Annotated in this window: 16 protein-coding genes; 7 read left to right on the top strand and 9 right to left on the bottom strand. The window is 35.3% G+C overall.

Translation table 11 applies throughout. The annotated features are described in order from the left end of the window. Positions 1–71: 71 nt before the first annotated feature. The 4 genes from ABD006_RS13075 to ABD006_RS13060 all read right to left on the bottom strand — a co-directional run bounded on the left by ABD006_RS13075 (position 72) and on the right by ABD006_RS13060 (position 1,620). Positions 72–452, bottom strand: coding sequence for a hypothetical protein (locus ABD006_RS13075; protein WP_343841840.1), 381 nt, complete (start codon positions 450–452; stop codon positions 72–74). After that, the gene (locus ABD006_RS13070) at positions 453–626 is read right to left on the bottom strand and encodes a hypothetical protein (protein WP_343841837.1); all 174 of its coding nucleotides are present in this window, start codon (positions 624–626) and stop codon (positions 453–455) included. Positions 627–685: 59 nt separating this feature from the next. Continuing rightward, positions 686–1,147, bottom strand: coding sequence for a GNAT family N-acetyltransferase (locus tag ABD006_RS13065; protein WP_343841834.1), 462 nt, complete (start codon positions 1,145–1,147; stop codon positions 686–688). A gap of 86 nt (positions 1,148–1,233) precedes the next feature. Then, a complete protein-coding gene (locus tag ABD006_RS13060; RefSeq protein ID WP_343841832.1) occupies positions 1,234–1,620 on the bottom strand; it encodes a hotdog family protein in 387 nt (128 codons plus the stop codon). A 409-nt stretch (positions 1,621–2,029) separates the two neighbouring features. Between ABD006_RS13060 and ABD006_RS13055 the strand changes: the two genes are divergently transcribed. The 3 genes from ABD006_RS13055 (at position 2,030) to ABD006_RS13045 (ending at position 4,145) form a co-directional block, all read left to right on the top strand. After that, complete coding sequence (locus ABD006_RS13055) at positions 2,030–2,413, top strand: hypothetical protein (RefSeq protein WP_343841830.1); 384 nt, start codon at positions 2,030–2,032, stop codon at positions 2,411–2,413. A gap of 157 nt (positions 2,414–2,570) precedes the next feature. Beyond that, positions 2,571–3,053, top strand: coding sequence for a GNAT family N-acetyltransferase (locus ABD006_RS13050; protein WP_343841828.1), 483 nt, complete (start codon positions 2,571–2,573; stop codon positions 3,051–3,053). Positions 3,054–3,338: 285 nt separating this feature from the next. After that, positions 3,339–4,145, top strand: coding sequence for a helix-turn-helix transcriptional regulator (locus tag ABD006_RS13045; RefSeq protein ID WP_343841826.1), 807 nt, complete (start codon positions 3,339–3,341; stop codon positions 4,143–4,145). On the opposite strand, the gene ABD006_RS13040 is transcribed toward ABD006_RS13045, so the two are convergent. Then, positions 4,086–5,321, bottom strand: a complete 1,236-nt coding sequence (locus tag ABD006_RS13040; RefSeq protein ID WP_343841823.1) for an MFS transporter — start codon at positions 5,319–5,321, stop codon at positions 4,086–4,088. The two genes, ABD006_RS13045 and ABD006_RS13040, sit on opposite strands and share 60 nt — an antisense overlap. A gap of 164 nt (positions 5,322–5,485) precedes the next feature. Between ABD006_RS13040 and ABD006_RS13035 the strand changes: the two genes are divergently transcribed. Then, positions 5,486–6,040 carry a short-chain dehydrogenase gene (locus ABD006_RS13035; RefSeq protein ID WP_343841820.1) on the top strand — a complete coding sequence of 185 codons (555 nt, stop codon included), beginning with the start codon at positions 5,486–5,488 and terminating at the stop codon, positions 6,038–6,040. 242 nt (positions 6,041–6,282) lie between these two features. Continuing rightward, positions 6,283–6,489, top strand: a complete 207-nt coding sequence (locus ABD006_RS13030) for a hypothetical protein (protein ID WP_343841818.1) — start codon at positions 6,283–6,285, stop codon at positions 6,487–6,489. 349 nt (positions 6,490–6,838) lie between these two features. Here ABD006_RS13030 and ABD006_RS13025 read toward each other — a convergent pair whose 3' ends face one another. The 4 genes from ABD006_RS13025 to murB all read right to left on the bottom strand — a co-directional run bounded on the left by ABD006_RS13025 (position 6,839) and on the right by murB (position 9,555). Further along, positions 6,839–7,045 (bottom strand): hypothetical protein, encoded by a 207-nt coding sequence (locus tag ABD006_RS13025; RefSeq protein WP_343841816.1) that lies wholly within the window; start codon positions 7,043–7,045, stop codon positions 6,839–6,841. Positions 7,046–7,134: 89 nt separating this feature from the next. Then, positions 7,135–7,533: a VOC family protein gene (locus ABD006_RS13020; protein ID WP_343841813.1), complete on the bottom strand. Its 399-nt coding sequence runs from the start codon at positions 7,531–7,533 to the stop codon at positions 7,135–7,137. Positions 7,534–7,877: 344 nt separating this feature from the next. Continuing rightward, entirely contained in the window at positions 7,878–8,222 is a 345-nt protein-coding gene (locus ABD006_RS13015; RefSeq protein ID WP_343841810.1) for an ASCH domain-containing protein, read from the bottom strand. Between the two features lie 397 nt (positions 8,223–8,619). After that, positions 8,620–9,555: a UDP-N-acetylmuramate dehydrogenase gene (gene murB / locus ABD006_RS13010; RefSeq protein WP_425542227.1), complete on the bottom strand. Its 936-nt coding sequence runs from the start codon at positions 9,553–9,555 to the stop codon at positions 8,620–8,622. 409 nt (positions 9,556–9,964) lie between these two features. Here murB and ABD006_RS13005 point away from each other — a divergent pair, with 409 nt between their 5' ends. Together ABD006_RS13005 and ABD006_RS13000 are read left to right on the top strand one after the other, a co-directional pair. Then, the gene (locus tag ABD006_RS13005; RefSeq protein WP_343841808.1) at positions 9,965–10,492 is read left to right on the top strand and encodes a CueP family metal-binding protein; all 528 of its coding nucleotides are present in this window, start codon (positions 9,965–9,967) and stop codon (positions 10,490–10,492) included. A gap of 349 nt (positions 10,493–10,841) precedes the next feature. Beyond that, positions 10,842–11,186, top strand: a complete 345-nt coding sequence (locus ABD006_RS13000; RefSeq protein ID WP_343841806.1) for a four-helix bundle copper-binding protein — start codon at positions 10,842–10,844, stop codon at positions 11,184–11,186. Positions 11,187–11,195 lie beyond the last annotated feature (9 nt).

Genomic DNA, 11,195 nt, shown 5'->3' with positions numbered 1-11,195 from the left:
TAAATAAAACCATATTACTTTCCATTTTTAATAGCCCCCATTTATTTGGCCAAGGCTTTTTTATCCATTGTTCATTGTTGTTCATATTCATACACACGTAACCGCAGTCCGATTTCTTTCACTGATTGTAATACCTTCCTGTCAAAGCTGCTGCTGAATATTTCTCCTGGTCCTGAGCCACGGCTGCCCGTCGTCGGCTTAATAATCTGATTATGGCGATCATAGAGTTGAATGATATCTCCCTTGGAAACAAGGCTGACTTGCCCGCCTCGGTTTGTTATATGATATTGGCTGAGAAATTTGCCACTTCCTGCTTTAAGATTATGCTGAATATTAAATTGAAAGTGATAGCTCCCCGATTCATTCCAAACCTTCTCAAGATAAACTGTTGATTGAAACCTTTTATCGACTTCTTCATTAAAGGACTTCGTGTCCCCCTCAGGAACGTCCATTCACTTCTTATCTAACCGAAATTTCAGCGTATCCTCTTCAACCTCATTTACGGCATACCCGTTTTGCTGATAAATATCATCTTCCAGCTGCTCAGGATAGATAGAAAAATAGAAATAAAAAGCAAAGCCTATAATCACAATTACCGCAATAGCAAGGTAAACTTTTTTTCTCAAATGATCCCTCCCCTTGTTCCCTTTAAAAACAAGCCCACATCCATTGATTACACATAAACTTACAAATACCCTTTCATCCTGATTACTTTACCGTCAACTTCAGGACCGATTTCCACCATCCCGTTTTTATAATAAAACTTTATCGCAGAGGTATTGGAGGGAGAGACTCTCAGATGATATTCGTGGACCTTATGATTGCGGAAAAACTGTTTTGCATAGTTATGTAAGTGTTCTCCTTTCCCTTTTCCTCTCAAGTCAGGTACCAGGTAAAATAAGTGCACGTATCCAATGGTTCGCCCATCATATTCGCGAATGGATAATTCTATCTGTCCTATATATCTTCCATCTTCCTTCACTAAAACAAAACCTTCTGGAAAATCCTTTTGTTTTTCTTCTACCCAACGCAGGTATGCTTCTTTGTCAAAATTGGAAGCATCTCCAAAGCTGACTTTGAATGTGTCTTTTCGGAAGTTAAACATTTTTTCACTATGCTCTTGCAAATCTATTTTCTCAAATTGCACTTATTCTTCCCCCCTGTTCTCACTTCTTTTCCAATCTCTTGTTTCACTTCCCTATTTAGGAAGGTGCCTCTCAGTCGCAGAAACGATCAGGAGTCCAGAATCACACCGGAGAAATCTCCTTTTAGCACCTTCTTTTCCTGCTGGTTTCTGCATATAAAAGAAGCAACAATCGCTGTTCTGTTCTTATCCTCCTGCCATTCATATTTTTCAATTTTAACCTCGCAAATGATTCGATCCTCAGTAAATACAGGACGTAAAAATTCGAAGTTCATATTGCGGGCGAGTACGTTATAATCCCCACCCACTTTTGTCGGCAAAGTTGCAGTCAATAACCCCTGAACGACAAGCCTTCCTTGTTCATCGGGCGTTAAATGATGACTTCCTTCATCACGGGACACTTCCGTAAATAATTCCACATCCCTGACTGTAAAGGTACGTTCAAACGTAATGATATCTCCCACTTTTAGCGGCATCATGATCTCCCCCATAAGTTAACGCTATATAGTCAATAATACTCTGAATATTTACACACTATCAACCTGATAATTTTATACAGCCAGAAACATATACCATTTTTCACGTGAATTCGCATTGATTTTACACACTCAAGAACTCATATTCTTAACAACAGGGTGTCTGATATATAGTGTAATGAAAGCGAGAATGATGTGATTATCCATTGAGAGGTACTTTAAATTCAGATTAAATAGAAAATTAATATCATTGGTCTAAAGCATATAAAGATGAAGAGTTATTTGATTAACGGGTGCGAATGCTTAACAAGGTATTCGCTTCTTTCGTTATAGGGCAGGATTGTTTAATAAGAATATGAAACTTTACAACAAACCATAACGTCGGATTAAGCAAAAGAGGGATACTGTAATGAGAAAAATTAAATTGATTTCCATACTCTTATTATTTTCTTTGGTCTTAATAGGGTGCCAAAAAAGTAACCTAAACCTGAGTGACGATGTTACAAGTATAGAGGTGTATGAATGGGGCAGTGAAGAAATGGTCACTACTATTGATGAAAAAGAATTTATTGAGGAACTTGTAAAAGAGTTAGATAGTGCAAAAACAGCTTCAACAGCATCTATGGACCTTGCATTACCAGATTATGACTTACATTTTAATAATAATGATGGAGAAACATTATTTACAATGGGATATTATAAAAAAGTTATGAATTTAGATGTAGAAGGTCGATATATAGATTTTAGTGAAGATATAATGTACAACGTCGAACTCGAGTTACCACTTGAATAATTAGTGCTATTGCATTAACGGGTGCAATAGTCGAACAAGAGGCTGTCGAATGTGGCAGTTCTTATTGTGTCAAAGAGGTAGTTTAATTCTACAAAGTTAAAGTATTATGAGAATTTCAAAGTAAAAATTGGTTGCTTTAGAAAGGGGTATTATTATAGTGTATCGCATTAGTTTAGAGAAGTTTAAAAAAAATGATTTTGATTTTTATTTTAGTCTTGTTTCTAACGAATCGGTTATGGCAATGATTACTGAACGTTCAATTCCAATGAAAGAAGCACAAGAGAATTTTCAGAAGTTATTAGATACAAATAATGATTTTGAGGGATTTGGTACATACAAAGTTTTTAACAGTAAAAACGATGAGTTTATAGGACTTGGAAAGCTAATTAAAAGCAATGAAAATAAAGAAGCTGAGTTAGGTTATATGGTATTACCAGAGTATTGGGGGAAAGGGTATGGTAGTGAGATTGCTGAGATTTTATTAGAGAATGCTAATAAATTAAGTTTAAATCGTGTAACTGCTATTATTGACCCTAATAATTTACCTTCAAGGAAAATATTAATTAAAAAAGGATTTATATCGGAAAAGATATGTGACATAGATGGCTTACCTGGGGAATATATGAGTAAAGTTTTATAAATTGTTGTTTCAATACGTTAAATAGATTTAAAAATAGTAATAAAACAATATTAGCCACTTTGTGAAAAGATGCACTTAAAGTAACGGGAGCAATAGTTCAAGAAGCAATTAAAAATAAATAGAAGAAAAATCTCAGTTCACTGAACTGAGATTTTTTTAATTTTAATAACAATTATAACCAATCCTTTTTTGTATGTTTTATAACATGTAACCATCTCACATCACTAAGATTGGGGATTGTGATAGAATAAACCATAAATAATTTTGGAATGGGGAGACAAACAAATGATATTAAATAACAATAATGGTCTTCTTCTCATGCGCCATGATCACTTACATGAACGAGACTGGAGAAACGATGATTGCTACAAACTTATTTTTTCTCCATATGGGCAAGCTGAATATCAGTTAAATCAAGGCGATATTTCTATCGGTCAAAATGAATTTTTTATTTTCAACCCTAATATTGATCATAAACAATTAAAAGCAACAGAGGAAAAGTTCCTAGTTGAAATACAACCATCATTACTACAAGAGACCGCACAGCAATTAGGATTCAAAATGATAGAACCTGAATTTTCTTTGCTTTCCTATCGACATGCCCAGATTCATCAATGGACATCATTTATAAGAGACTTTTTAAAAGTTAACGAGGATTCAAATCCAATGTCCAATCAACTTTTTCTCGAAAATAGTTTAGCGCAAATTTCTATTTTAATGCTTCAATATGGTTCTGGTTCACACCAAAATCAGTTTCCAAAGATAATTAGCGAGAAGAATATTAATAATGTATTAGATGCACTAAAGGATAGCTATCAGGAAGATTGGACGTTGGATCAGATGTCTGTAGTCGCAAGAATGAGCAAATACCAGTTCGCTCACTTTTTCAAGGAAAAAATTGGGATTTCTCCATATTCATGGCTTCAGTTATATCGTCTATTTAAAAGTCAACAACCACTTATTTCAACAGATCAAACAATTTTAACCATTGCCCTTGAACATGGTTTCAGTAGCGTGTCATCTTATAACCATTTATTTAAAAAAATTTATAGTAAAACGCCAACGCAATTTCGTTTTATTCATGGTAATTAATAAACCTATAATACTTGTTGTAATTATAAGAATGCCACTAAATAGCATTAACTTTTGTATCGAAATGAATGATACCAAAAAACCGTAGATTCCTAATGAAACAGTATTTGAAAAATATAATAAAACTGCATTTGAGCTAAAGGCTCTCCCCATTTTTTCTTCAGGAACAAGTGACTGAATAAGGTAAATGCGTGATAGTCCAGCTATTGGTAATCCAATAGCTACTATTGCGCTGCCAATAAAAAAATGGTTTATCCCATAGAAGAGACCATAGTAAGCTATCCCAATTCCCCAAATCATTGCCCCAACAAGATGAATCTGAAGAGTCATTTTCTTTAAGAAAAGTGGTAGGATGATATTGGTTAAAATAACTACGCCTCCAAAAACTCCTTGGATAATACTGTACAATTCTTCACTTTCGGAACTCATTTCACTTAGAGCAAGTAAAAGCCCCACCTCCCAGACCCATGTGTTAAAGAAAACTGTTATAAAAGTGAAAAGAAAGAGTTGTCTTACACTAGTGTGTGCTTTAGCCCAAGAAGCAAATTCTGCGATAGAACTAAAAACCTTCTTAACTGATTTGTTAACTACCTGTTTTCTTTCCTGTATATTTACTTTTGAAATACAGTATGCACTAACTGCGTATGTTAAGGCATCAAAAGTAAAGAAATGGATGACTCCATAACTGTTCAATAGCCAAACAGATAGAAATGGACTTAAAACAGTCACTCCTCTAGTTAGGGTATCATTTAAACTGTTTACTTCAGTTCTTTCTTCTTCCACTGTTATGATAGGCAGGACAGTTCTGTGCGTCGGATTAAAGAAACAACCAATACTCTGAATAAGAAAACTAACGACTAACAAGTAAAAGTAGGAGAGTAATTCTAAGTAAAATAGGCATACAATGGATAATATTAATGGGATCCGAATCATATCTAAGACAATTAATAATTTTTTCTTAGGTAGCCAGTCTGCTATAACTCCACCAATCAACCCAAATAGTAAATAGGGTAGGGTCTCTGCAATAGCCATTCCAGTTGTAAGAACTTTGGATCCTGTTAAGTCGTAAGCCAAAAATAGAAAAGCCATTCCCGATAGAACATCCCCGAGCTTAGAAGCTCCTCCTCCAAGTAAGTAGTACCGTATATTTTTATCTTTCCATATCCTCGTAAACAATTAAATCACCTCAGAGACAACTATAAGGATAAAGCTAGTTAGAATCTGCTTGATTATTGTTACAAAAGAGGACAATTTCCCGCAAGAATATTCTTTCGTAAAAGCTTATCCTAAATTATGGGTAACATCTTTGCCTATTCATCTAGTCTTTCAATTAATAAGGAGTGATACAATTGAAACATGCGTTGGTAGTTGGTGGTACTGGAATGTTATCAAATTTATCGGTTTGGTTGCTAAAGAATGGTTATCATGTATCTGTGATTGCAAGGGATAACAGGAAAATGGAAAATTTAATTAAAAGAGCTGGTAAGCGCAATATCACACCAGTATTGGTTGATTACAGAAAAGATAAAGAACTAAGATACAAACTGAAGGAGGTTATCCAAACAAACGGCGAAATTGATTTTGTTGTAGCTTGGATTCACTCCAATGCCGAAAATGCACTTGAAATAATTGCTGAAGAAGTAACCAAAACGGTCAATCAATGGGATTTATTTCATGTGTTAGGGAGTAGCGCTGATCTTGAAAACCTAAAAAAGTCAGTAACGATTCACGGAAATTGTATTTATCACACTGTTCAACTTGGTTTCATTCTTGAGAATAACCACTCAAGATGGCTAACTAACAATGAGATTTCTGAAGGAGTTATTGAAGCTATCAAGAATGACAAATCAAATCATGTTGTTGGGGCTATTGAACCTTGGGAGCTTCGTCCTTAATAAGGTTTGTTTATAATTTTGTAGGTATAACATATTAAATAGCATGAGGGTCCTCATTTGACTGTTACCACAAGACTGAATAATACTTCTGCAAGAAATATGGAAAGAAACGGTTTTAATTTTAGTGTATAAGAAAGTGATAATGAATAGTCCATTGTGGAACTAAAGGGGGCGATAATTGAACAGGGCTGTCGGTTCTTAAACTATTAAAACAGATTGGTAAAATAGGGGAGGAAGAGTTAATGTCTGAATTCGTAAAAACAATGTTGGTATGGATTATAATATTTCCAATATTAACTACAACTCTTTCAATAGTGATTGATTACTTCAGAGGTTTATCCATTGAGGTGATATCCTACTTGCCCAATTTATTAGGATTTGCAATAGGTGGTGTACTCATTGGCTTTTTAAGGTATTACTTACAACAAAAATCAAAAGAAGAAAAATGATACAATGCTTATTACACTAAAGGGTGCGAATATTGAATAAGGGGGTGCCGATGCGGCAGCTCCTATTGTGTTAAAGGGCAGTTAAGTTGATATAACTGTTAAAATACAGGAACGAACGTTCTTTTAGGGGGGGGACTGAAATGCAACTTTATTTATACGATGACAGACTTAAAAATGCAATCGAAAATTATGAATTGACTGAGGAACAACTTCGCTATAGTGACATCCCAAAGATTATATAAAATTATCTGACGAAGATTCTAATCGTTATTCAATCTTAGCAATGGAAGAAGACAAACTTGTAACTTATGTTTTCTTTTGATATTAGAAATGACCATCAACACCCCTATTAAATAAATGAAATACCAATTTCTAAGAAAGTAACCACTGAAGACCAAAAAATTACTATGGTGAAGTAAACTGATGATTGTAATTCTCTTTTGGCTTTTGTTGCTTTTCCATGCCTTTTATCTTTGACTATTAGATAGATACCAGAAATAATTCCTAAAATAAATAGCCCAAACCAAAGGGCATATGTGAAATCGATCTTTCCCACCTTTTTATAAAACTTCTTACTAAAAAAACTGCCCTTTGCCACAATAAGCTATTGCTCTTATTATACAAACGCCCCTGTTACTTCAACAATTATTCAGAAGCCACAAGTTCTACTTTTATTCTATCTGGGTCTTCAAAATACACAGCATAATGATTATCCCCCCCAGCAAAGGGATGTCTTTTTGGATAAAGAATGTTTATTCCTTTGTCTTTTAATTTGTCTGTTATTTCATCTACATTTTGACGTGAACTTGCGTGAAACGCCAGATGATTAAGACCTACTCGGCATCTGTGGTATCGAATGTCTAAAAACCTATCCTCTGTTTGCACAAAAACAATATATGTATCATCTATTTTCCAACTTTGTCCACTTTCCCATTTTTGAAAAGAAGTGTATCCTAATTCTTCAAGAAACCAGCCCCAAAAATCTAATGTCCTTTTTATATCTGAGACATATAATTCAATATGATGAAGCAACCCTTTTGACAATGAAAACTCCTCCCTGCTTTTTATTCTATTGCGTTAGTCCATAAGGAATGGTGGAGACAACCTTTTTCCACTAACGCCCCCCGTTAGCTTAAAGTCACAAAATGTATTTTAGTAATTTTTTCTTCTTCCTAACCAAAAAGTACAGCTATAATAGATAACCCAAAAAGCAATGACAACTAGAAATGAATAGTACCTATATTCACTTGGCAAAAAGTTAAATAGCAAAATTGCTAATATTAAAAATAAAGGCATTAGTATCCAATAAAGCTTTCTCTTTGTCAATGTATCTCCACCTCCTTTAGATAACGCTTCTTAAACTATCGTACCCGTTACTTTAATAAGCCTTAATCTAATAATTGAATTGTAATCGCTAATGTACCCCATTCCTTTTCTTTCTCTGGAGTATATATTCTATAAGTCCGTTCTACCATATCTTCAATTGAACGACCTACAGCATCAAAATCACTTGCAGGAATGCTTTCATACATTTCTTTGAATGTTGAAAACTCCCTTAATTCAATAACCTCAACTGTTAATGTTTCATTTCTATATGGAATTTTTGTGAAATTTATAGTATCTCCTACACTTATTTTTCTCCTTTTCTCATCATTCAATCTTACTTCTACTTTCTTTTTTCCTGACTTAATTGAATCAAAAGGTGTTTCATAAAGTCCCATATTGTGTTCCATTTTCTCAACTCCTAATTATCTATTTCTTATTAAACAAACCTGCTTCGTTAGCATTTACGAGTAAATTAAATCTATCTGAGGGAGTTGAATAACATCATTTAACTTATTTTACCATATATGAGTTAATTACCCTGAAATTCAATCAATTAATTATACAATTTGAATTGTAATGAGCCTTACAATTTAGCCTACAATTCAATATGAAAAAAGTAGTTCAATCAGGGGTACAAATTACATTTTTGTACCCCAAAACTGAACTACTTAAGAAAAATTCCAAGTCCTTTTTGATATGAATTTTATTGTGAATTTAGTGCGAATTCCGTAAAGTTTTGCACGTCACAAAAGAACGCGTTAATAAGTTCAACCTATTTTCACATCCCTCGAGCCACTTTCACAATTATTCCTCTTCCGGCTCATCCCCAAGGATCTTAACTTCTCTCTCAAGCTCTACACCAAATTTTTCTTTAACGGTATCCTGAACCATTTTGATCACTTTGATGTAATCCGATGTAGTAGCATTATCCTTGTTCACAATAAAACCGGCGTGCTTGGTGGATACCTCCGCACCGCCAAAACCTTTTCCCTGCAGGCCGCTATCCTGAATTAATTTTCCGGCGAAATATCCCGGTGGCCGTTTAAATACACTGCCGCATGAAGGGTATTCCAGGGGCTGTTTGGATTCCCTTTTATAGGTAAGATCATCCATCACCGCTTTTATTTCATCAAAATCTCCCGGTTTTAAATCAAATGTTGCTTCCAGGACGATATAACCTTTGTCAGGGATGTTACTGGTTCGATAACCTAAGTCCAGTTCATCAGCAGATAAGGTGAGCAGTTCACCTTCGCGATTTACCACAACAGCGTGGCGTAAGCAATCTTTTACTTCTCCTCCATATGCACCGGCGTTCATAAATAAGGCACCGCCTACCGTTCCCGGTATTCCACAGGCAAATTCAAGACCTGTCAGTTCCTCATCCAACGCTTTCCTTGATGCATCAATAATCCTTGCTCCACTTTCGGCAATAATACTGTTGCCTTCCCTGCTTATTGAATCAAACCGTTTGAGACTCATCACAATGCCACGAATCCCGCCGTCATGAATAATTAAATTGGATCCGTTCCCCAATAAAGTAAAAGGAACCTCTTCTTTATTGGCGAGCCTGACGATTTGCTGCACTTCATCTATGCTTGCAGGAGTGACAAAAAAGTCTGCTTTTCCTCCCAAACGTGTGTACATATGTTTTTTCAAATATTCGCCCATCATCACATTCTCTTCAGCTGTAATGGTACATAACTGTTCATAAACATGATGGTCATTACCCAATTTCATCATCCTTTTACCTACCTGACTATAATTTGTTCATTTAAAATGATTTCTTATATATATCATACTACAAGATGACTGTAAATGTTGCATATATGGAAGGTGAATCATGAATTTTAGTTTAGTTATAAACGTATCTCGGGTTTGGAGAGGCTTTCCACCATATGTCACAAAATAGTTAAAGAAATAGAAGAAATCATTACGGAAACAGATGGTGGACATAGTATAATAAAGTGAAACTTCCATCAGAGGTGGTTTTCTCCATCCCCCACTGATGGCTAGTTGAACTTATCAGGAATTTACTGGCCGTTTACCCCCTACTTAGTCTTGTTGGGTTACTCTCAAGACTTAAAGCAGGGTTATTACAGCCAGTTCATGCGTGACAAAATTTAATCATGATAAAGTGGAGTGAGTGGAAATGAGATTAAAAACCATTATCGTTACTTTACTCGTTGCAATTGTACTAGCTGCCTGCAGTAGCAATAGCAATGAGGAAACAAAAAATAATCAAGAAGTAGATATTAAAAAAATCGTTCAGGATTATAGTACAGACGAAATCACAGCCCAGTCTGCTTCCATCACATCAGAACAGCTGATCGTTACAGACAACAACGGTGATGAATCGACCTATTCATTACCTGAGGATGAGTTTTTTGTTTCGATTGCCCCATTCATCAATGAAACCCATCCCTGTACGAATCATAGCTTAACGGGCTGCCAGGGAGAACTGGTCAATAAAGATTTCGAGATTTACATTGAGGATATGGATGGGAACGTCATTTTTGATGAAACGAAGAACTCAGGCTCAAATGGATTTGTAGATTTATGGCTGCCAAGAGAGAAGACTTATCGTGTAAAAATTAATTATGAAGGAAAACAAGTAGAATCAGAGGTTTCCACTTTTGAAAATGATGGCACCTGCATAACGACCATGAAATTAACATAGAAAATTCCAAGTCATTCAGTTTTGCATTCCGCAAATTCAAATCAAAATGGCTATAGATTTTATCCGATTTGCTTTGCAGTGAATGATAAACACTCATTTAATGAAGTTGTGTCAGCAATAAAAGGTCATACCATAAAACGATTATCCATTCTCACTTAAACTTGAGGATGGATTTTTCGTTCTTATATTATACGACTTAAGCAGTAACATTAAAAAAGCAGTTCAATGGTACAGTACTCCAAAACCGAACTTAACCTATTTATGATACTATTTTCCTTCCAATAAAAGCATACTACCCTTCGTCCTGGATAAAACTACAATTGTTAAAACGATGAAAGGAGTGAGGATAATGGGCGTATTATCCAGTTCACCAACCACCATGGATCAATGTATTGAAGAATGTTTAAGATGTGCCCGTGCCTGCGAAGAGTGCCATACAGCATGTCTGCAGGAGCCGGACGTCCAGGCACGCATTCAATGTATGCAGCATTTAAATGACTGTGCTGAAATCTGTTTCCAGGCAGCTGGACTGATGGCAAGAAACAGTCAAAGTGCCAAGGATTTCTGCAACTTTTGTGCAACAATGTGTGAGGGCTGTGCAACGGAATGTGACAAATTTCAGGATGAACATTGTAAAGAATGTGCTGAGATTTGCCGTTCATGCGCAAATACATGTAGACAAATGGCCTCTTAACACACATAT

It is taken from the genome of Salinibacillus aidingensis, assembly GCF_039522525.1.
GTDB lineage: Bacteria > Bacillota > Bacilli > Bacillales > Alkalibacillaceae > Salinibacillus > Salinibacillus aidingensis.
Note: the sequence above shows the minus strand (reverse complement) of the source record. Positions and strands in the feature narration are given on the sequence as shown.

Bases quoted from the DNA above. Each gene is read 5' to 3' on its own strand.
- ABD006_RS13045 (WP_343841826.1), top strand. From the start codon at position 3,339: ATGATATTAAATAACAATAATGGTCTTCTTCTCATGCGCCATGATCAC.
- ABD006_RS13030 (WP_343841818.1), top strand. From the start codon at position 6,283: ATGTCTGAATTCGTAAAAACAATGTTGGTATGGATTATAATATTTCCA.
- ABD006_RS13075 (WP_343841840.1), bottom strand. From the start codon at position 452: ATGGACGTTCCTGAGGGGGACACGAAGTCCTTTAATGAAGAAGTCGAT.
- ABD006_RS13005 (WP_343841808.1), top strand. From the start codon at position 9,965: ATGAGATTAAAAACCATTATCGTTACTTTACTCGTTGCAATTGTACTA.
- murB (WP_425542227.1), bottom strand. From the start codon at position 9,555: ATGATGAAATTGGGTAATGACCATCATGTTTATGAACAGTTATGTACC.
- ABD006_RS13015 (WP_343841810.1), bottom strand. From the start codon at position 8,222: ATGGAACACAATATGGGACTTTATGAAACACCTTTTGATTCAATTAAG.
- ABD006_RS13055 (WP_343841830.1), top strand. From the start codon at position 2,030: ATGAGAAAAATTAAATTGATTTCCATACTCTTATTATTTTCTTTGGTC.
- ABD006_RS13000 (WP_343841806.1), top strand. From the start codon at position 10,842: ATGGGCGTATTATCCAGTTCACCAACCACCATGGATCAATGTATTGAA.
- ABD006_RS13060 (WP_343841832.1), bottom strand. From the start codon at position 1,620: ATGCCGCTAAAAGTGGGAGATATCATTACGTTTGAACGTACCTTTACA.